This window comes from Achromobacter sp. CF-sbj1-Ac2-l, from assembly GCF_052698165.1.
Window position 1 is genome coordinate 5,924,966 of the sequence record NZ_CP199855.1, and the last position, 20,177, is coordinate 5,945,142.

Annotated in this window: 21 protein-coding genes; 15 read left to right on the plus strand and 6 right to left on the minus strand. The window is 66.2% G+C overall.

Going from position 1 to position 20,177, the window contains the following annotated elements; all coding sequences use genetic code 11:
* Window positions 1–172 precede the first annotated feature (172 nt).
* From hpf to ACUDCK_RS27185, 4 genes are all read left to right on the plus strand, one after another.
* Window positions 173–508 (plus strand): ribosome hibernation-promoting factor, HPF/YfiA family, encoded by a 336-nt coding sequence (hpf, locus tag ACUDCK_RS27170; RefSeq protein ID WP_006391806.1) that lies wholly within the window; start codon window positions 173–175, stop codon window positions 506–508.
* 378 nt (window positions 509–886) lie between these two features.
* Window positions 887–1,342, plus strand: coding sequence for a PTS sugar transporter subunit IIA (locus ACUDCK_RS27175; protein WP_006391807.1), 456 nt, complete (start codon window positions 887–889; stop codon window positions 1,340–1,342).
* A gap of 20 nt (window positions 1,343–1,362) precedes the next feature.
* Window positions 1,363–2,289: an HPr(Ser) kinase/phosphatase gene (hprK, locus tag ACUDCK_RS27180; protein ID WP_006216298.1), complete on the plus strand. Its 927-nt coding sequence runs from the start codon at window positions 1,363–1,365 to the stop codon at window positions 2,287–2,289.
* Between the two features lie 22 nt (window positions 2,290–2,311).
* A complete protein-coding gene (locus ACUDCK_RS27185; protein ID WP_175166970.1) occupies window positions 2,312–3,745 on the plus strand; it encodes an aminotransferase-like domain-containing protein in 1,434 nt (477 codons plus the stop codon).
* Here ACUDCK_RS27185 and ACUDCK_RS27190 read toward each other — a convergent pair whose 3' ends face one another.
* Window positions 3,746–5,029, minus strand: a complete 1,284-nt coding sequence (locus ACUDCK_RS27190; protein WP_054500395.1) for a c-type cytochrome — start codon at window positions 5,027–5,029, stop codon at window positions 3,746–3,748.
* Between the two features lie 11 nt (window positions 5,030–5,040).
* Window positions 5,041–5,796 (minus strand): c-type cytochrome, encoded by a 756-nt coding sequence (locus tag ACUDCK_RS27195; RefSeq protein ID WP_155755490.1) that lies wholly within the window; start codon window positions 5,794–5,796, stop codon window positions 5,041–5,043.
* A 199-nt stretch (window positions 5,797–5,995) separates the two neighbouring features.
* On the opposite strand from ACUDCK_RS27195, the gene rapZ reads away from it, so the two are divergent.
* The gene (gene rapZ / locus ACUDCK_RS27200) at window positions 5,996–6,868 is read left to right on the plus strand and encodes an RNase adapter RapZ (protein ID WP_054501178.1); all 873 of its coding nucleotides are present in this window, start codon (window positions 5,996–5,998) and stop codon (window positions 6,866–6,868) included.
* Complete coding sequence (locus tag ACUDCK_RS27205) at window positions 6,865–7,824, plus strand: septal ring lytic transglycosylase RlpA family protein (RefSeq protein ID WP_054500394.1); 960 nt, start codon at window positions 6,865–6,867, stop codon at window positions 7,822–7,824. The genes rapZ and ACUDCK_RS27205 overlap by 4 nt, the downstream gene beginning before the upstream one ends.
* A gap of 13 nt (window positions 7,825–7,837) precedes the next feature.
* Here ACUDCK_RS27205 and ACUDCK_RS27210 read toward each other — a convergent pair whose 3' ends face one another.
* Window positions 7,838–8,455, minus strand: coding sequence for a methylated-DNA--[protein]-cysteine S-methyltransferase (locus tag ACUDCK_RS27210; RefSeq protein WP_054500393.1), 618 nt, complete (start codon window positions 8,453–8,455; stop codon window positions 7,838–7,840).
* A gap of 3 nt (window positions 8,456–8,458) precedes the next feature.
* Window positions 8,459–9,388: a 16S rRNA (cytidine(1402)-2'-O)-methyltransferase gene (gene rsmI / locus ACUDCK_RS27215; protein WP_054500392.1), complete on the minus strand. Its 930-nt coding sequence runs from the start codon at window positions 9,386–9,388 to the stop codon at window positions 8,459–8,461.
* Between the two features lie 66 nt (window positions 9,389–9,454).
* Between rsmI and ACUDCK_RS27220 the strand changes: the two genes are divergently transcribed.
* From ACUDCK_RS27220 to ACUDCK_RS27235, 4 genes are read left to right on the plus strand one after another with little or no spacing between them, the layout of a single operon-like run.
* Entirely contained in the window at window positions 9,455–9,940 is a 486-nt protein-coding gene (locus ACUDCK_RS27220) for a YraN family protein (protein ID WP_054500391.1), read from the plus strand.
* Between the two features lie 30 nt (window positions 9,941–9,970).
* Window positions 9,971–10,564 carry a phosphoheptose isomerase gene (locus tag ACUDCK_RS27225; RefSeq protein WP_006389868.1) on the plus strand — a complete coding sequence of 198 codons (594 nt, stop codon included), beginning with the start codon at window positions 9,971–9,973 and terminating at the stop codon, window positions 10,562–10,564.
* Window positions 10,561–11,304, plus strand: a complete 744-nt coding sequence (locus tag ACUDCK_RS27230) for a BON domain-containing protein (RefSeq protein ID WP_054500390.1) — start codon at window positions 10,561–10,563, stop codon at window positions 11,302–11,304. The genes ACUDCK_RS27225 and ACUDCK_RS27230 overlap by 4 nt, the downstream gene beginning before the upstream one ends.
* On the plus strand, window positions 11,301–11,795 hold the full coding sequence (locus ACUDCK_RS27235; RefSeq protein ID WP_054500389.1) for a peroxiredoxin family protein: 495 nt from the start codon (window positions 11,301–11,303) through the stop codon (window positions 11,793–11,795). Before ACUDCK_RS27230 ends, ACUDCK_RS27235 begins: the two co-directional genes overlap by 4 nt.
* Window positions 11,796–11,864: 69 nt before the next feature.
* Here ACUDCK_RS27235 and ACUDCK_RS27240 read toward each other — a convergent pair.
* Window positions 11,865–13,210, minus strand: a protein-coding gene (locus ACUDCK_RS27240) for an IS3 family transposase (RefSeq protein WP_374700840.1) whose coding sequence is annotated in 2 segments (ribosomal slippage) — window positions 11,865–12,743 and window positions 12,746–13,210 — 1,344 coding nt in all. Because the reading frame shifts where the segments join, the coding sequence is not laid out codon by codon here.
* A 148-nt stretch (window positions 13,211–13,358) separates the two neighbouring features.
* Window positions 13,359–14,147 carry a MetQ/NlpA family ABC transporter substrate-binding protein gene (locus tag ACUDCK_RS27245; protein ID WP_054500388.1) on the minus strand — a complete coding sequence of 263 codons (789 nt, stop codon included), beginning with the start codon at window positions 14,145–14,147 and terminating at the stop codon, window positions 13,359–13,361.
* A gap of 334 nt (window positions 14,148–14,481) precedes the next feature.
* On the opposite strand from ACUDCK_RS27245, the gene argB reads away from it, so the two are divergent.
* The 5 genes from argB (at window position 14,482) to ACUDCK_RS27270 (ending at window position 19,592) form a co-directional block, all read left to right on the plus strand.
* A complete protein-coding gene (argB, locus tag ACUDCK_RS27250; RefSeq protein ID WP_026382124.1) occupies window positions 14,482–15,384 on the plus strand; it encodes an acetylglutamate kinase in 903 nt (300 codons plus the stop codon).
* Window positions 15,384–16,130: a pyrimidine 5'-nucleotidase gene (locus tag ACUDCK_RS27255; protein ID WP_054500387.1), complete on the plus strand. Its 747-nt coding sequence runs from the start codon at window positions 15,384–15,386 to the stop codon at window positions 16,128–16,130. Before argB ends, ACUDCK_RS27255 begins: the two co-directional genes overlap by 1 nt.
* A 45-nt stretch (window positions 16,131–16,175) precedes the next feature.
* Window positions 16,176–16,751 carry a nucleoid occlusion factor SlmA gene (gene slmA, locus ACUDCK_RS27260; protein ID WP_054500386.1) on the plus strand — a complete coding sequence of 192 codons (576 nt, stop codon included), beginning with the start codon at window positions 16,176–16,178 and terminating at the stop codon, window positions 16,749–16,751.
* A 285-nt stretch (window positions 16,752–17,036) separates the two neighbouring features.
* Window positions 17,037–18,530 (plus strand): DASS family sodium-coupled anion symporter, encoded by a 1,494-nt coding sequence (locus ACUDCK_RS27265; RefSeq protein WP_081273410.1) that lies wholly within the window; start codon window positions 17,037–17,039, stop codon window positions 18,528–18,530.
* A gap of 12 nt (window positions 18,531–18,542) precedes the next feature.
* A complete protein-coding gene (locus ACUDCK_RS27270) occupies window positions 18,543–19,592 on the plus strand; it encodes an Ldh family oxidoreductase (protein WP_175168405.1) in 1,050 nt (349 codons plus the stop codon).
* The last annotated feature ends 585 nt before the right edge of the window (window positions 19,593–20,177 follow it).

Genomic DNA, 20,177 nt, shown 5'->3' on the forward strand with positions numbered 1-20,177 from the left:
GCCCCTGGGCGGGCGCAATGAAAATGCCATGAACTTGCGTTAGGTCAGCTTGTTTTATCGGCCCGAGTCTATACACTAGTATCAAACGAACCCCTCAAACAAGGAGAACGCCTAACGACCCCACCGCGCCTTCCGCGCACCATTTTTTCCTCTTTTAGAAGGAGAGCACACTATGAACCTGAGCATCTGCGGTCGTCACCTCGACGTCACCCCGGCCATCCGGGAATATGTCATGAACAAACTGGCGCGAGTGCTGCGGCATTTCGATCACGTCATCGATACCCAGGTCATGCTCTCAGTAGAGCCCCTGCGGCACAGAGCCGAAATCACCATGCGTCTTAGTGGCAAGGACATTCATTGTGAAGCAACCGATGAAAACCTCTACGCCGCGATCGACCTTCTTGCTGACAAAGTCGACCGTCAGGTCATCAAGCACAAGGACAAGGTGCGAAGTCACACGGCAGAGTCCGTGAAGCGGCAAGCGGCGAACCTTTCGCCAACCCAGTAATACCGCGCTTCATGATTCGCTCGCCGTGCGAGCCAAGCTAAACAGCGATTCCTGAATCCTGCCTAAGTCCCGGTGTCCCGCTAGACGTCCCGTCCAGCCGGGGCATCGGCAAACTCCCCCCGCCTTCTTTGTCCCCCATTCTCCGGCACAGGCCGGCGAACCGCATTCCCTCCCCTGAAAACCCGATCAAGGCATCCACGCCATACCGTGCTGGTATACCCACCTGCGCACGAAGAATGCCCACAACCCGGCGCTATCGGTCTATGCTGTCGCTCTCGTGCCGAGACCGGCGGCCTGATCCAGGAGGGTGCGGACCGCGGCGCGAGCGCCTCCCACCGGAGTTTTTTGCAGTGCGTCATATAACCCTATAATGACCTGATGAATCATTTGTCGCGCATCCTTCCCGCCGGCAACGTCGTCCTCGATATGCTCGCCACGAGCAAGAAGCGCGCGTTCGAACAGGCTGGCCTTCTCTTTGAAAACAACCACGGCTTGGCACGCGCGCTCGTGTTCGACAGCCTGTTTGCGCGGGAGCGTCTGGGCTCGACCGCGCTCGGCCAGGGCGTCGCCGTGCCGCACGGCCGCGTGAAGGGACTGGAGCAGGCGCTTGCCGCCTTCATCCGCCTGGCGCAGCCCATCACGTTCGACGCCCCCGACGGACAGCCCGTATCGATGCTGCTTTGTCTGCTGGTGCCCGAAACCGCCACGCAGCAGCACCTGGATATCCTGGCGGAACTGGCGCAGCTCATGTCCAACAAGGCGCTGCGCGAAGCGCTGGCCACCGAGACCGATCCGGCCGTCGTCCACAAGATGCTCACCACCGGCCAACTCTGACCCCTCGCGGAAACGCTGCCATGCTCACGGTGCAGGAACTCGTCGACGACAACGCCGACAAAATCCCCTTCAACTGGATTTCCGGCCAAGGGGCCGCGGACCGCGCGATTCCCGATGACGGCATGGCGGCCGCCGACCTGGTGGGCCACCTGAACCTGATCCACCCGTCGCGCATCCAGGTGTTCGGCCAGGAAGAGCTGGCGTACTACACCCGCTTCGACCTGCGCCGCCGCATGCATCACATGGACGAGCTGCTGATCGGCGGCGTGCCCGCCATCCTGCTGGCCGACGGCCTGACGCCGCCGCAGGACCTGGTGGACCAGTGCGACCAGCACCAGGTGCCTTTGCTGTCCACTCCGGTGGCGGCCGCGCAGTTGATCGACCTGCTGCGCATCTACCTGGGCAAGAAACTCGCGCCCACCACCACCGTGCACGGCGTGTTCCTGGACGTGCTGGGCCTGGGCGTCCTGATCACCGGCGAATCCGGCCTGGGCAAGAGCGAACTGGCGCTGGAACTGATCTCGCGCGGCCACGGGCTGGTGGCCGACGACGCGGTCGAATTCTCGCGCACCGCGCCCAACATGATCGAAGGCCACTGCCCGCAACTGCTGCAGAACCTGCTGGAAGTGCGCGGCCTGGGCCTGCTCGACATCCGCACCATCTTCGGCGAGACCTCGGTGCGTCGCAAGATGCGCCTGAAGCTGATCGTGCACCTGGTGCGCGCCACCGCGCAGGACAAGTTCGAACGCCTGCCGCTGCAGGACATCACCCAGGACATGCTGGGCCTGCCGGTGCGCAAGGTCATGCTGCAGGTGGCAGCCGGCCGCAACCTGGCGGTGCTGGTCGAAGCCGCGGTGCGCAACACCATCCTCAAGCTTCGCGGCATCGACACCCTGGGCGAATTCATGGAACGCCAGGCCATGGCGATCCTGCAAAGCAGCAAGTAAACGCGCGTTACCGCGCGGAACCGTGAGCCTGTACGAGAAACTCGCCAACGAGATCGCCAGGTCGATCCGCGACGGTGTGCTGCGCGTGGGCGACAAACTGCCGTCGGTGCGCGAGGCCTGCGCCAGCCGCGGCGTCAGTCCGTCGACGGTATTCCAGGCCTACTACCTGCTGGAAGCGCGCGGTCTGATCCGCGCCCGTCCCCGTTCCGGCTACTACGTCAACGCGCGCGGCGACAGCCTGCCCCCAGAACCCGACACTTCCTGTCCCGACGGCGAATCGACCGAACTCGCGATCAGCGAGCGCATCTTCGACATCCTGGACTCGGTGCGCAACCGCGATGTCACCCCGCTGGGTTCGGCCTTCCCTTCCCCTCTGCTGTTCCCGCTGCCGCGGCTGGCCCAGGCCATGTCGGCACATCTCAAGCGCCAGGACCCGCTGGACACGATGGAAGACCTGTCGCCCGGCAATCCCGGCCTGCGCCGACAGATCGCGCTGCGTTACCTGATCGCCGGCATCAACGTGCCGGCCAGCGATATCGTCGTCACCAACGGCGCGCTGGAAGCGCTCAACCTTTGCCTGCAGGCGGTGACGCGGCCGGGCGACACGGTCATTGTCGAGGCCCCCACCTTCTACGGGGCGCTGCAGGCGCTGGAACGCCACGGCCTGAAGGCGCTGGAAGTGCCCACGCATCCGCGCACCGGCGTCGACCTGGGCGCGATTGAAACCGCGATCCAGCGCCACGCGCCCACGGCCTGCTGGCTGATGACGCAGTTCCAGAATCCGCTGGGCAGCCTGATGCCCGAAGAAAAGAAACGGCAACTGGTGGAACTGCTTGCGCGCCACCAGATCCCGCTGATCGAGGACGACGTCTACGGCGAGCTGTATTTCGGCGCGACGCGGCCGGTGCCCGCCAAGGCCTTCGACAAGCAGGGGCTGGTGCTGCACTGCTCGTCGTTCTCAAAATGCCTGGCGCCGGGTTACCGCATCGGCTGGGCCAGCGCTGGACGCTACGCGCAACGCGTGCAGCGCCTGAAGCTGTCGTCCACGCTGTCGGCGTCGAGTCCGGCGCAGGGCGCCATCGCCGAATACCTGGAACAAGGCGGCTACGACCGCCACCTGCGCCGCCTGCGCGAAACGCTGCAGGCGCAGCAGGACCTGATGGCCAATGCGATCGCGCGCGAGTTTCCCGCGGGCACTCGCGTGACCCGGCCGCAAGGCGGCTTTTTCCTTTGGCTGGAAATGCCGGCGGCGGTCGATGCGCTGGCGCTGCACCGGCAGGCGTTGGCGCGCGGCATCAGCGTGGCACCCGGCCCGATCTTCTCGGCGAGCGGCCAGTTCGGCAATGCGCTGCGGCTGAACTACGGCCACCCGTGGGACGACGCCAAGGCCGATGCCATCCGCTCCCTGGGAGAGATGGCGCGCGCGGCCTGCCAACTGGCCGCGCGGCCGTCCTGATCAGTTGCGGGTCGAGGCGGCGCGGGCGCGCTTGACCTCGAGGGGCGTCACGCCGCCGGCCTCGTTGCCCCAGCTATTGCGGATGTAGGACACCAGCATCGCGACGTCGTTGTCGTTGAGCAGTTGGCCGAAGGGCGGCATGCCATGCGGCCGCGGATTGGCCGCGGTGGCGGGCGCGAAGCCGCCGTCCAGCACGATGCGGATCGCATTGACGGGCGACGGCGCGGTCACCGTCGGATTGCCAGCCAGCGCGGGCCAGGCGCCCGCGCTGCCTTCGCCTTGCGGCTGGTGGCATTGCGCGCATTGCTGGCGGTAGATCTTGCCGCCCAGTTCCATGGCCGCCGGGGAAACCGGCACGGCGGGCCGCGATGAGGCCACGGGCGTGGCCGGCAACGACTTGAGATACACGCCCATTGCGAGCGCATCTTCCTCGGTCAGGTGCTGGGTGCTGCCCAGCACCACCTCGGCCATCGGACCGCTGGCGCTGGAGTGCGCCGCCATGCCGGTGCGCAGCAACGCCGCGATGTCTTCGGCCGACCAGCGCCCCAGGCCCGCCTGCGGATCATTGGTCAGCGGCGGCGCGTACCAGTCCAGCATCGGGATAAGGCCGCCGGCCAGGCCATCGGCCGCGCGCGTCGCGCCCAGGCTGTTGCGCGGCGCGTGGCAGGCGGCGCAATGGCCCAGGCCTTCGACCAGGTAGCGGCCGCGGTTCCACTGCGTCGACTGGCCCGGATCGGCTTCCTGCACGCCCGGCCGGAAATACAGGGCGCGCCAGGCGGCCAGCAGCAGGCGTTGGTCATACGGGAAATCGAGATCCGGCGCGCGGCTGGGTTGGCTCACCGGCGTGATCGTGCGCAGATAGGCGAACAGCGCATCGGCGTCGGCCCGCGTCACGCGGGTGTACTCGGTGTACGGAAAGGCTGGATACAGCAGCGTGCCGTCACGCGACTTGCCGTTATGCAGCGCCTGCCAGAAATCGTCCGCGCTCCAGGCGCCGATGCCGGTCTTCTCGTCCGGCGTGATGTTGGGACCGTAGATCGTGCCGAACGGGGTCGGAATGGGCGTGCCGCCCGCATAGGCCTGGCCGCCACGCGCGGTGTGGCAGGCCATGCAATTGCCGGCCAGCGCCAGATAACGTCCGCGTTCGAGGCGCTGCTGCGGATCGGCGGGCGCCGCGGCAGCGCCGGTGCTGGCGTCGTCGCGCGTGCCGAGCCAGTAGAGGGCGCCCACCGCGATCACGGCCAGCGCCAGCAGGGTGCCAAGGATTCGCTTCATCAGTTTCATCCGGCAATCCTTCAACGTTGCGCCTGGCTGCCACACTCGGCAGGCAGCCGCAGGGCCCCGGCGGGCTCGGGCGCATAGGTGTCGGCCACCGGCTGCGACGACAGCCATGCCGCCAGCGCGCCGATGTCTTCAGGCGTGAGCTTGCCGGCGATATCCGCCATGCAGTCCGGCGCGGCGGCGCGGCGCAGGCCGTTCTTCCAACTGCCGATCTGCGAGCCGACGTAATCGCGCGGCAGGCCCAGCAGGCCGGGGATGGCCGGCAGCGCCCCGCCCAGCGAGGCGCCATGGCAGGCGGCACAGGCCGGCAGGCCGCGGGCGGCGTCGCCCGACAGCGCCAGCTTGCGGCCGGCCTCGAGCGTGGCGGCCGACACTTCCACGCGCACCGGCGGCGGATACGGCACATGCTGTGCCGAGAAATAGGCGGCCATTTCGTGCAGGTAGGCGTCGGGCAGGCCCGCCAGCAGGTGCGCCATGGGGCGGTACTGGCGCCGGTCGTCGCGGAAGTTCAGCAACTGGTGGTAGAGGTATTCCTGCGGCTTGCCGGCCAGGCGCGGGTAGTAACCGTCGGCGCCGGCGCGGCCCTGTTCGCCATGACAGGCCGTACAGGCCGCCACCCGCGCCGCCATGGTGCCCGGCTGCAGCACCTGGGGGGTGTCCTGGGCCAGCGCGGGCGCTGCCGAAAAGGCAACAACGACGGCGGCCAGAAGGCGGGATTTTGCCCAAAACCGCGGCAGTGAAACACTACGAAAGGAAATGAGGGCTAACATCTAGGGCCAGTTAACACTAAGTCGAATTCCAACCCCGAAGGCGCATGGCGGCGGGGCGCGTAGATGAATCGGTCGTGTGCGGGTGCCCAAGCTTACGCCAGGGCCCGCGCGGCAGTACAGGCGCAGATTCGCAGTTTACGGCCATATCAGATGCCAACCCGCCGGCATCCTCCTGGAAAAGCGTGCCACAATCATGTCCATGTTGAAAGTCGTCCTCGTTACCGGCATCTCAGGCTCAGGCAAGTCCGTTGCCCTGCGCATGCTCGAGGACGCCAGCTACACCTGCGTCGACAACCTGCCCGTGCGGTTCCTGACCGAGTTCGTGGCCAATGCCCGCGACGATGGCCTGGAGCGCGTCGCGGTCGCCATCGACGTGCGCTCGCCCGGCGAGCTGGCCGAACTGCCCGACGTGGTCACCGCGCTGCGCGCCATGGGCACCAGCCTGCGCGTGGTGTTTCTGGACGCCAGCACTGACACCCTGGTGCAGCGCTATTCCGAATCCCGCCGCCGCCATCCGCTGACCGACCGCCTGCAACGCGGCGGCACCGCGCCGTCGCTGACCGACTGCATCGCGCTCGAGCGCGAACTGCTGGCGCCACTGCGCGAGCAGGAACATGTCATCGACACCTCGGAGCTCACGCCGGGCCAACTGCGCGCCTGGATCCGCGACCTGATCCAGGCCGACCGCGCGCCGCTGGTGCTGACCTTCGAATCGTTCGCGTACAAGCGCGGCGTGCCGCGCGACGCCGACCTGGTGTTCGACGTGCGCTGCCTGCCCAACCCCTATTACGACCGTAACCTGCGTCCGCTGACCGGCCGCGACGAACCCGTCGCCGCCTGGTTGGCAGGTTATGAACAAGTGGGGCTGATGATCGACGACATCGCCGGCTTCCTGAACCGCTGGCTGCCCCAATACACGCAAGACACCCGCAATTACCTCACCGTCGCCATCGGCTGCACCGGTGGCCAGCACCGTTCGGTCTACGTGGTCGAACAACTGGCCAAGCGCTTTGCCGACCACGACCCGCTGCTGGTGCGCCATCGCACCCAACTGCCCGACGAATCCGCATGATCCTGTCCCGACCGCTCCATATCCTGATGATGCTGTTGCTGGCCATTGCCGTGGCCGGCTGCTCTTCCACCGGGGGACGTAAAAAGGGCGGCGGGTACTACAAGGACGACGGCCCGGACGCCAATCCGCCGTCCAACCTGGACCAGGTGCCGGACGCGGTGCCGCGCATCGAACCTTACGCCAGCGGCGCCAATCGTCCGTACGTGGTGTTCGGCCAGCGCTATGTGCCGGATACCACCGGCCAGCCCTACAAGCGCCAGGGCATCGCCTCGTGGTACGGCAAGAAATTCCACGGCAACTCGACCTCGATCGGCGAGCCCTATGACATGTACGCCATGACCGCAGCCCACACCACGCTGCCGATTCCCAGCTACGCGCGGGTCACCAGCCTGGTCAACGGCAAGACCATCATCGTGCGGGTCAACGACCGCGGGCCGTTCCACAGCGACCGCATCATGGACCTGTCGTACGTGGCGGCCTACAAGCTGGGCATCATCGGGCCGGGCAGCGGCCAGGTGGTGGTGGAAAGCATTCAGCAGGACGAGATCCGCCGCTGGGCCTCGCAAGGGCCCGCCCCCGAGCCCGCCTCGGCGACCGGCTCGACGCCGGTGGCCACGCCCGTGGCGGCCGCCCCCGTGCCGCTCGAGCCGCAACCGCTGGCGCAGCAACCGGCGCCCGCGCCGGGCAGCGCGCCGGTGCGGCAACCGGCGGCTGGCGGCATCGGCAATGTCTATCTGCAGGTGGGCGCGTTCAGCCAGCCGGCCAACGCGCAGTCGCTGGTCAGCCGCATCAACACCCAACTGGGCGCGGCAGGCGCGCCACCGGCGGCCGTGGAGCAATCGAACAACCTGTACCGGGTCAAGATCGGCCCCTATCCGGATCGCCAGAGCGCCCTGAACGCGGTGCAACTGGTGTCGGACCGCATCGGCATCACGCCCAGCATCGCCGCGCAATAACGCGGCCCGTCGCCTACGGCCCCGGCGGCCAGTCGAACGAGGGCTGCTCGAACGGCAGTTGCGCCTGGCCGTCACAGACCCGTCGCGCGCGCGCATTGCGGCTCAGGTACTCGCTGCCTTCGTGCTTGAGCAGCGCCTGCTTGCGTGGCAGGCCGCCGCCGAAACCGGTCAGCGAGGTATCGGCGCCGATGATGCGATGGCACGGAATGATGATGATGACGGGATTGCGGCCCACCGCCCCGCCGATGGCCTGGGCGCCCTTGGGCCGGCCGACGATGCGCGCCAGTTCGCCGTAGCTGGCGAGCTGGCCGAAATCCAGTTTGCACAAGGCGCGCCAGACTTCATGCTGGAACGGCGTGCCGACCGGATCCAGCGCCACCTCGAACTCGCGGCGCCGGCCGGCGAACCATTCGTCCAGCTCGCGCCGCGCCTGTTCCAGAATGGGATCGGCTTCGTCGCGGGTCCAGCCTTCGGCGGACGGCAGCAGGGTCTGGTCAGTGAACCAGGCGCCCCGCAACCCCTTGGCGCTGGCGACCAGTCGCATTTCGCCCAGCGGCGTGGGGATGTCACGGTAGACGATCGGCTCCGCCGCTTCGCCGGGACGCTTGCGGGTCTCTGCGGTGTAGATCATGGCTTACGAATTCTTGCGGGCCAGGGCCCGGTTGTACAGGACGTCGCGCGACAGGCCGGTGACCTTGGCGGCGATTTTCGAGGCGTCGCGCACCGACAGGGTTTCGAGTAGCGCATCCAACAAGGCATCGGCGCGCGGGTCGGCGTCTTCATCGGCCTGCTGGCCGGCCTGGGCATGCGCGATCAGCACGAACTCGCCCTGCTCGCGGTGCGCATCGGCCGCCAGCCAGGCGGCGGCCTCGCCCAGCGGAAACGTGGCGATCTCCTCGAAGCGCTTGGTCAGTTCGCGCGCCACGGTCAGCAGGCGGGCGGGACCGCAGACCTCCAGCAGGTCGGCCAGCGTCGCGGCCAGACGATGCGGCGATTCGAACATCACCACCGGCGCCGGCAGCGCGCACCAGGTTCGCAGCCAGCGCTGGCGCGCGGTGGCCTTGGACGGCGGAAAGCCGGCGAAGGCGTAGGCGGGATTCTCGTCGGTGGTGACGCCGCTGCCCATCAGCGCGGCGATCACGGCGCTGGGGCCGGGCACCGGCACCACCGCGAAACCGGCCTCGCGCACGGCGCGCACCACGCGCGCGCCGGGATCGCTGACCGCCGGCGCGCCGGCATCCGACACCAGCGCCACGCGCTGACCCTGGGCCAGGCGTTCACAGATGGCCTGCGCCGCCGCGGCCTCGTTGTGCCGGTGGGCCGCCATCAGCGGCGTGCTGACGCCCCAGACGTCCAGCAGCGTGCGGCTGGCGCGGGTGTCTTCGGCCGCGATCACGTCGGCGCGTTGCAACGCATGCCAGGCGCGCAGCCCCAGGTCGCCCAGATTGCCGATCGGTGTGGCCACCACATACAGCGTCGAGGCGGGCCAATGCTGTCCGGCCACGCGTTCAGCGACGCGGGCCCAGGCGTCGCCGGCCACCGGGGATGAGACATTTTGATTCATTGCTGCCTACTCACGCGGAAAACCATGTCAGTGTAGCCGCCATCGCCCCCCCATTTCGGAACTGGCATGCCGGATGACACATTCGCTTTCGAGCTGGCCCTGGCGGCGCGCCGCCGCGCGCAAAAGCGGCGCCGGCGCGCTGGAACGCGCGCCACGGCCGACCACCACCACCGCCCGGCGCCCCGGCGCTCGCCGCGCCAGCGTATTGGCGACGGCCACGAAGACGCCGCCCTGCGCCTGTTGCGGGCCGCCGGCCTGGTGCTGCTGGCCCGCAACCTGGGCTGCCGCGCCGGGGAGATCGACCTGGTCATGCGCGACGGCGATGTGCTGGTGTTCGTCGAGGTGCGCTCACGCCAGAGCGACGCCTACGGCGGCGCGGCGGCCAGCATCGGCCGCGACAAGCAGGCGCGCCTGGCGCGCGCCGCGGCGCACTGGCTGCCCACCCTGGCCCAGCGCCATTGGCAGGGCGCCGTGCCGCCGGCCCGCTTCGACGCCGTGCTGTTCGACGGCGACCAGGTCCGGTGGCTGCGCGCGGCGTTCGAGCTGGCTTGATTCGGGTCCGCCCGTGAGATAATCGCGGCCATGGATATGACCTCTCGAATGACGTCGCACTTTCGCGACGCCATGGCCACGTACGAACAAAGCATGAACGTGCTGGCCGAGCCGCTGGCGATCGCGGTGGACGTGCTGTTTGGCGCCCTGGCCAACAACGGCAAGATTCTGGCTTGCGGCAACGGTGGCTCGGCCGCCGACGCGCAACATTTCATCGCCGAGCTGGTGGGCCGCTTCGAACGCGAACGCCTGCCCCTGGCCGGCATCGCCCTGAACACCGACACCTCGATCCTCACCGCGGTCGGCAACGACTACGGCTTCGACGAAGTCTTCGAACGCCAGGTCAACGCCTTCGGCCAGGCTGGCGACGTGCTGGTGGCCATCTCCACCAGCGGCAACTCGCCCAATGTGGTGCGCGCCATGGAAGCCGCCGCCAGCCGCGAAATGCACGTCCTGGCCTTGACGGGCAAGGGCGGCGGCGTCATGGGGGAACTCATTACGCCGATGGACGTCCATCTATGTGTTCCCAGCGATCGCACCATGCGGATCCAGGAAGTCCATATACTGCTGTTGCATGCGCTTTGCGACGGCATTGACGCTCTTCTGCTTGGAGACACCGAATGATTTCAAACGTCAGAACCGCCGCCCGCCCCCTGCTGCTCGCCGCGGCCCTGTCCGGCGCGGCCCTGTCGCTGTCCGCATGCGCGCCCCTGATCGTGGGTGGCGCGGCCGCCACCACGGCCGTGGTCGTGACCGACCGGCGCACCTCGGGTATCCAGCTCGAAGACCAGAACATGGCCTTCAAGGCCCAGAGCCAGATCTCCCAAAAGCTGGGTGAAACCGCGCGCGTCAACGCCATGGCCTATGGCGGGCACCTGCTGCTGACCGGAGACGTGCCCACCGAGGAAGCCAAGTCGCAGGCCACCGCCATCGCCCAGAGCGTCGAGAACGTCAAGCAGGTGATAAACCAGCTCACCGTGGGCCCGATCGCGTCCTTCGGCGTGCGTTCGAACGACACCTGGCTCACCTCCAAAGCCAAGACCGCCCTGCTCAACACCAAGTACGTGCCCTCCGGCACCATCGCCGTCACCACCGACCACAGCGTGGTCTACCTGATGGGCAAGGTGACGCAGGCCGAGGGCGACTACGCCGCCAACGCGGTCGCGGATCTCAGCGGCGTCGCAAAGGTGGTTAAACTGTTCGAGACCATCAGCCGCGAGGAAGCGATTCGCCTGTCGAACAGCGGCGGCAAATCGACCACCACCGAAACCAAGGCCCCCATCGAGAGCGACACGAGTGCTGCCGGCGGCGGCAGCAGCGCGCCCAGCGGTGGCAGTGCCGTAGAGGCCATGCCCATCAAATGAAAAAAGCCATCGTAGCCCTGGCCGTCCTGGTGGCGGTCGGTATCGGCGCCTGGTTCACCCTGCGCCCCACGCAAGCCGCGCCGGATGTCACCTTCACCACGCTGGAAGGCAAGACTTTCTCCATGCAGGACCTGCGCGGCAAGGTGGTGCTGGTCAAGTTCTGGGCCACCAGTTGCGTGACCTGCGTCAAGCAGATGCCCGAGACGATCTCCGCCTACAACGAATACGCGGGCAAGGGCTACGAGGCCATCGCTGTCGCCATGGACTACGATCCGCCCAACTTCGTGCTCAACTTCAAGGAAAGCCGCAAGCTGCCGTTCCCGGTGGCCCTGGACACCAAGGGCGAGATCGCCCGCGCCTTCGGCGACATCCGCCTGACGCCCACCGCGTTCCTGATCGACAAGCAGGGACGCATTATCAAGCGTTACCTGGGTGAATACGACGTGGCTGAATTCCACGCCACCGTCGAGAAGGCGCTGGCCGCGGGCTGATCCCGGTCCCCTTTGCCGCCGCCATGAACCGCCCGCCTGTGAACTGACCCCCAGAAGTTGGACAGTCAGCTAAAGCCCGAAGGCCTGAGCTCGGTATTGCACCGGGCTCAGGCCTTTTAGCTTGAGCTTGATGCGATCGTGATTGTAGTAACGGATGTACTGTCGAATGCCGGCTTGCAACTGCTCGATGCTTTCGAAGCGATTCAAGTGGAAGAACTCAGCCTTGAGCGTGCCGAAGAAGCTTTCCATAGCGGCATTGTCCAGGCAGTTTCCCTTGCGTGACATGCTTTGCGTCACCGATCTATCTGCCAGCATCCGCCTGTAGTTCTGCTGCTGGTACTGCCAGCCCTGATCGGAGTGCAGCACTGGACGCTCCGTCGGCAGCAGCCGCGCCAGCGCCTTCTTCAGCATGCTGCCCACGAGCTTGAACACCGGCCGGCGGCTGGTCTCGTAGGCCACGATCTCGCCGTTGTATAGGTCCATCACCGGCGACAGGTACAGCTTCTCGCCTCGTACGTTGAACTCGGTCACATCGGTGACCCACTTTTGGTTCGGACGCGCCGCCTCGAAGTCGCGCGCCAACACGTTGGCCGCCACGTGGTGTGATTGGCCTCGGTAGGACCGGTACTTCTTGGCGCGCACCAGCGACTTCAAGCCTAGCGCCTGCATCAGCTTCTGCACGGTCTTGTGGTTCACTAGCTCACCGGCCTGGCGCAAGACCGCCGTAATCCGGCGGTAGCCGTAGCGGCCCTTGTGACGGGCGTAGACCGCGCTGATGCGCTGCTTGAGCTCGGCGTACGGGTCCACGGCTCCGAACGACTTCAGGTGGTAATAAAACGTGCTGCGCGACAGCTTGGCGACGCGTAGCAGTAGTGCCAGCGGATGCTTGGGCCTTAATCCTTGGACCACTTGCGCTTTCCAACCAGCGCCCGGGTCTTCTCCGCTTCGATCAAGGCCTTCATTTTTTTTAGGTAATCGTTCTCCGCGCGCAGATAGGCCAGCTCTTGCTCGAGTTCTTCCTTGGTCATGTCCTTGGACACCGGCTCTGGGGGGTACTTATGCGGCATGCTTGCTCCTCGGCGCTTGCGCGCCAGCGCCTCTATACCCCCAGCATCATACTGGGCGCGCCATTTCGTAATGTGCCCTGTATGACGAATCCCCAGCAACACCGCTGCCTGCGTGTCCGACAGACCTTCGCGCCGGATCTTGATCAGCACCGATTGTTTGAAGGCCGCGCTGTACGAGCCAGATTGCCTGCGCAACCCGTTAACGCCATGCGCTCGAAAACTCCCGACCCAGCGCCGCACCATTGAGTGCGGCACTTCGTATCGGCGCGCCACCGATTTGAAGCCGTCCGTGCCTTGCAGGTACGCCTGCACCACTTTGATCTTGAATTGCTCTTCATACTTCGCCATGTAAAAACCCCCGAAGGTCGGATCAATATCCAACTTTCGGGGGTCAGTTCACTGTCGGGCGGTTTTCATTTGGCCGCGGCCTGGCCCGCAAAAAGAAACCGCCCGCATGAGCGGGCGGCCTTGGCGGGGAATCAGGCCCGCGTCGCGATCAGAACGCCGGCACCACGGCGCCTTTGTACTTGTCGAGGATGAACTTCTTCACCTCGGGCGAGTGCAGCGCGTTGACCAGCTTCTTGATGCCCGGCGCGTCCTTGTTGTCGGCGCGGGTCACCAGGATGTTGGCGTAGGGCGAATCGGCGCCTTCGATGAACAGCGCGTCCTTGGTCGGCACCAGGCCGGCTTCGAGCGCGTAGTTGGTGTTGATCAGGGCCAGGTCGACGTCGTCCAGCGAGCGCGGCAGCATCGCGGCTTCGAGTTCGCGGAACTTCAGCTTCTTGGGGTTCTCGACCACATCGGCGGCGGTCGCCAGGATGTTGGACGGATCCTTCAGCTTGATGACGCCCTGCTTCTGCAGCAGCACCAGCGCGCGGCCGCCGTTGGAGGGGTCGTTCGGGATGGCGACGGTGGCGCCGTCCTTCAGTTCGGCCAGGGTCTTGATCTTCTTGGAGTAGCCGCCGAAGGGTTCGACGTGCACCAGGGCGACCGGCACCAGCGTGGCCTTGCGGTCCTTGTTGAAGGTGTCCAGGTACGGCTTGTGCTGGAAGAAGTTGGCGTCGAGCTGCTTGTCGGCCAGTTGCAGGTTGGGCTGGACGTAGTCGTTGAAGACCTTGATGTCGAGTTCCACGCCTTCCTTGGCCAGTTGCGGCTTGACCACTTCCAGGATCTCGGCGTGCGGCACCTGGGTGGCGCCGACGACGATCTTTTCGGCGTGGGCGGCGGTGGCCGCCACCAGCAGGGCCGACGCCACCAGGGCGGAACGGACGAAATTCAAACGCATGAGTTGCCTCTTTTATAGGTAGAAATTTGGGGGCATATGCCCGGCCGGTGTGGAGATTCCCCCTTGTGAGGGGCGCTCCGTTGCGAAAACGCCCCCAATTTACCCCAATGCCGGTTATTTGTCGGGCATATCAACATGGGTTTAAAGCATAAGAAACCTGGGGGGACTACAATCCGTCGTATGCTTGCGCTACCGCGTTGCCAACGCGTTCCTGTGCAGGCATTTTTTACTGCCGGACCCCACGCCCCCACGGGGGGCAATGCCTTCACGCCATCAGCGGCGCAGGCTTTCAACCTCTAACTTTCATACCCTACTTATTGCCGACTTAGCCGCCATGACCGACACCCCCGACCCTGCTGCCGTCTCGTCTCCCGCTGTCAAAGCCGCGGTGCTCTCCGAAGCGCTGCCCTATATCCGACGATTCCACGGCAAAACCATCGTGGTCAAGTACGGCGGCAACGCCATGACGGAAGAGCGATTGCAACGCAGCTTCGCGCATGACGTGGTGTTGCTCAAGCTGGTGGGTCTGAATCCGGTGGTGGTGCACGGCGGCGGTCCGCAGATCGACGACGCGTTGCGCCGCATCGGCAAGCAAGGCACCTTCATCCAGGGCATGCGCGTGACCGACGCCGAGACCATGGAAGTGGTCGAATGGGTGCTGGGCGGCCAGGTCCAGCAGGACATCGTCATGATGATCAACGAGGTCGGCGGCAAGGCCGTGGGCCTGACCGGCAAGGACGGCGGACTGATCCAGGCCCAGAAAAAGCTGATGGCCAACAAGGAGAACCCCGCCGAACCGATCGACATCGGCTTCGTGGGCGACATCACCCTGGTCGAACCGGCGGTGGTCAAGGCCTTGCAGGACGACCAGTTCATTCCGGTCATCTCGCCCATCGGCTACGGTGAAGACGGCACTGCCTACAACATCAACGCCGACGTCGTCGCCGGCAAGATGGCCGAAGTCCTGGGCGCCGAAAAGCTGCTGATGCTGACCAACACCCCGGGCGTGCTGGACAAGGGCGGCAAGCTGCTGCGCAGCCTGTCGGCCCAGACCATCGACGAGCTGTTCGCCGACGGCACCATCTCGGGCGGCATGCTGCCCAAGATCTCGTCGGCGCTGGATGCCGCCAAGAACGGCGTCAACTCGGTGCACATCGTCGACGGCCGCGTGCCGCACTGCCTGCTGCTGGAAATCCTGACCGACCAGGGCGTTGGCACGATGATCAGCTCGCACTGATGCGAGCGCTGCGCACCCTGCTGCGGCCGGCGGTGCGCCAGCGCCGCTCGCGCCGCACCGCCACAGGCGCCCCCGGGCGCCTGTGGTTGTTTGACCTGGACAACACGCTCCACGACACCTCGCACGCCATCTTTCCGCAGATCGATCACGGCATGACCATGGCCGTGGCCGAGGCGCTGGACGTGGACGTCGATACCGCCAACGCCGTGCGCAAGCAATACTGGCAGCGCTACGGCGCGACGATGATCGGCATGGTGCGCAACCATGGCATCGATCCGCACGCCTTCCTGCACCGCAGCCACGACTTCGATGTCAACCCGCTGGTGCGCGCCGAGAAGGCGCTGGCCTACAAGCTGCGGCAGTTGCCGGGCCGCAAGGTGCTGCTGACCAACGCGCCGCTGCATTACGCGCGCGCCGTGCTGCGGCGGCTGGGCATCCTGCGACAGTTCGACAGCCTGTGGGCCATCGAGCACATGCGGCTGCACGGCGAATTCCGTCCCAAGCCTTCACCCGCCCTGCTGCGCCACGTGCTGGCGCGCGAAGGCGTGCCGGCGCGCCAGGCGGTGCTGGTCGAAGACACGCTTGCAAACCTGCGCGGCGCCCGTCGCGCCGGACTGCGCACGGTGCACGTATTCCATCCCGGCACGCCGTTCGGACGGGGCCGCGCGCAGCGACCGTCGTACGTCGACTTGCGGGTAAACTGCGTCAGTGATCTGCTGCTGCGCCGGCGTCCCTTGCGGGGCTAGCGCCCTCCTCTCCCACCCCCTGCCTGCGTAACACCAGACCCGTCCATGGCGAGCAAACCCGGCGAGCGCAAGACCCAGATTCTGCAGACCCTGGCCGAAATGCTGGAGCAGCCGCACGCTTCGCGCATCACCACGGCGGCGCTGGCCGCGCGCCTGGCGGTCTCGGAAGCCGCGTTGTACCGGCACTTCGCCAGCAAGGCGCAGATGTTCGAGGGATTGATCGAGTTCATCGAGACCAGCATCTTCACGCTGGTGAACCAGATCGCGACCGCCGAGCCCTACGGCCTGTCGCAGGCCCACCAGACGGTATCGATGCTGCTGACGTTCTCGGAACGCAACAAGGGCATGACGCGGGTGCTGACCGGGGACGCCCTGGTCACGGAGGACAATCGCCTGCAGGAACGGATCAACCACATCAACGACCGCATCGAGGCGTCGTTGAAGCAATCGCTGCGCATCGCCGTCAGCGATGGCGGCCTGCCGCCCGAGGCCAACGTGGCCGCGCACGCAAGCCTGCTGACGCACCTGGTGCTGGGCCGATGGCTGCGCTACGCCCAGAGCGGCTGGCGCGTGTTACCCACACAGCACCTGGACGAACAGTTGCGCCTGGCGCTGGGTTGACCTTATTCGCGTCATAACACGAACGAATTAGCGGTCTTGTGCGACTGCGATCCCTGCATTTGTTTGTTTTTATGCAACATTCGCAGGGTTGCGATTTTCGGCAGCCGACGAGCATAATCTCCGGATCGGTTTTCCGACAAGCACGATTGTCCCCCAAATTGACATCTATCAATACGGGTTTTCCTTAATGCCGTCACGATCATTCTGTAGCGTCGGCACTTCGTTCTGCACCAGCCAAGGCTTGGCAACGAGGCGCCGTCAGTTTGACCTCAACCGGAGATGGATATGACTGCGGAAACCGCTGTCCCTGCCTCGCAAGCCCCCAAGAAAACAAAAATCCCGATCGGCCTGGTCGCCGGCTTCATCGTCATGATCGGCGTGCTGATGCTGCCGCTGCCCGCCGACCTGCCGGTCGCAGGGCATCGCATGCTGGCCATCCTGGCCTTCGCGGTGGTGGTGTGGATCACGGAAGCCGTGTCCTACGAAGCCAGCGCGATCATGATCACGACGCTGATGGCCTTCCTGCTGGGCACCGCGCCCACAATCAAGGATCCCCAGGTGCTGTACGGCACCTCGGCTGCCATCAGCATGGCCTTGACCGGCTTTGCCAACTCGGCGCTCGCGCTGGTCACCGGCGCCCTGTTCATCGCCGCGGCCATGACCTTCACCGGGCTGGACCGGCGCATCGCGCTGGTGACGCTGTCCAAGGTCGGCACCAGCACGCGCCGCATCCTGATCGGATGTATCGCGGTGACCATCGTGCTGAGCCTGGTGGTGCCCAGCGCGACCGCCCGCAGCGCCGCCGTGGTGCCCATCATGATGGGCGTGATCGCGGCCTTCGGCGTGGACAAGCGCTCGAACATCGCCGCCGGCATCATGATCATCGTGGCGCAGGCCACCAGCATCTGGAACGTCGGCATCCAGACCGCCGCCGCGCAGAACCTGCTGACCGTCGGCTTCATGGAAAAGATGCTGGGCCAGCGCGTGGCCTGGTCGGACTGGCTGATCGCGGGCGCACCGTGGTCGCTGATCATGTCGGCCGTGCTGATCATCATCGTGCTCAAGCTGCTGCCGCCGGAGAGCGACAGCATCGCGGGGGGCAAGGAAGCCGTCGAGAAATCGCTGCTCGAGCTTGGCCCGATGACGGGCGCGCAAAAGCGCCTGATGGCCGTATCGGTCATGCTGCTGCTGTTCTGGTCGACCGAAGGCAAGCTGCACAAGTTCGACACCACCTCGACCACCTACTTCGGCCTGGTCCTGTTGCTGCTGCCGCGCTTTGGCGTGATGACGTGGAAAGACGTGCAATCGCGCATTCCATGGGGCACCGTGATCGTGTTCGGCGTCGGCATCAGCCTGGGCACCGCGTTGCTGACCACGCAGGCCGGCCAGTGGCTGGGCAACCAGGTGGTGGCGCACACGGGTCTGGACCACCTCGGCCCGCTGGCCATCTTCGCGATCCTGTCGGCCTTCCTGATCATCATCCACCTGGGGTTCGCCAGCGCCACCGCGCTGACCTCGGCGATGCTGCCGATCCTGATCTCGGTGCTGGCCACGCTGCCGGGCGACTTCAGCCGCCTGGGCATGACCATGCTGCTGGGCTTCGTGGTGAGCTATGGCTTCATCCTGCCGATCAACGCGCCGCAGAACATGGTGTGCCTGGGCACGGAAACCTTCAACGCCAAGCAGTTCGCCAAGGTCGGCATCCTGGTCACCGTCATCGGCTATGCGCTGATGATGCTGATGGGCATGACCTACTGGCGCTGGCTCGGCTGGCTGTAAGGAGGTCGCATCATGAAGATCTCCATTGCCCAAGCCAATGAATACGGGCGCCGCGTGCTGATGGCGCAAGGCGTGCCGGAAGACATCGCCCACGACGTGGCCGAGCACCTGGTGGAGTCCGACCGGGTCGGCTACACCAGCCACGGCCTGTCGATCCTGACCAACTACCGGCGTGTGCTGGGCGAAGGCCTGGCGCAGGCCGACGGCCGCCCCGAGCTGCTCAACGACCGCGGCGCCATGCTGGCCTATGACGGCCACAACGGCCTGGGCCAGTACATCGGCAAGGTCGTGATCGAGAAGGCCATCGAACGCACGCAGGAGCACGGCCAGTGCATCCTGACGCTGCGCCGCAGCCATCACCTGGGCCGCATGGGCCATTACGGCGAGATGGTGGCGGCCAAGGGCCTGATCCTGCTGGCCTTCACCAACGTAATCAACCGCGCCCCCACGGTGGCGCCGTTCGGCGGCGCGCGCGCCTGCCTGACGACCAATCCGCTGTGCTTCGCGGGCCCGCTGCCGGGCGGCCGCCCGCCGTTCATCGTCGACATGGCGACCAGCTCGATCGCGGTGAACAAGGCGCGCGTGCTGGCGGCCAAGGGCGAGCAGGCGCCTCCGGGGTCGCTGATCGATGCGCAGGGCAATCCGACCACGGATCCGGGCGCGCTGTTCACCGATCCGCCGGGCGCCCTGCTGCCGTTCGGCGGCCACAAGGGTTACGCGATGGGCCTGGTGGCCGAGCTGCTGGCGGGCGTGCTGTCCGGCGGCGGCACGATCCAGCCGGAGCATCCGCGCAACGGGGTGGCGACGAACAACATGTTCGCGCTGCTGCTGGATCCGCAGGTGGACTTCAATACGGACTGGCGCTCGATGGAAGTGGGCGCGTTCATCGACTACCTGCATGCCTGCCCGCCGCAACCGGGCGTGGACGGCGTCCAGTATCCGGGCGAGTACGAAGCCCGCAATCGCGAGCTGAACGCGGAGTCGCTGGAATTCGCGCCCCCAATCTGGGATGGATTGAAGAAGCTGGCCGCGGACTTAGGGGTGCCTGAAGCGTTGCCTTGAGGGTTTGTGTTTACGGTTGTTTTTGCGGGCGGCTCAGGGGTTCTTGAGCCGCCCGTTGCGTTGGCGGGCGGGGGCGGCGGGGCTACGATTGCGGTCCGGAGCGTTCGCTCCGGACTGCCCCGTTGTCAACCTCGTACGCCTTCGGCTCCCTACGGTTTCCCTCGGGCGCATCTACACGCCCCGCCGCCCCCGCCCGCCAACGCAACGGGCTCACGTCGTCTTGGTTTCGCCATTGCAGGGACGAGCAGTGTGCTTGGCGTTTTTGCCAACGACTGGAATGGAGGGGAGGATCTTGCGGGGCCCGCCCAAAGCCGGCCGCGCGGGCGGCCTTTTTGGGCTTACGCGATGTGGAAACGTCGAGGGGGTGGCGGCGTAGCCGCTGGTGAGGGACGTGTGATGTTCATCGGCGTGGTCGGCGCGAGAGGTCCGTCACGCGCAATACGTTCTACGCCGCGCCGACCACCACCGCCCCCTCCCCTGACCATACGGAATTATCAGAACCCCACTCGTCACCCACGCGCAGCGAACCCCGCCCCGACGCCAGACACCATGTATGCCGATGATGGCCACCCGCGCGGCCATCAT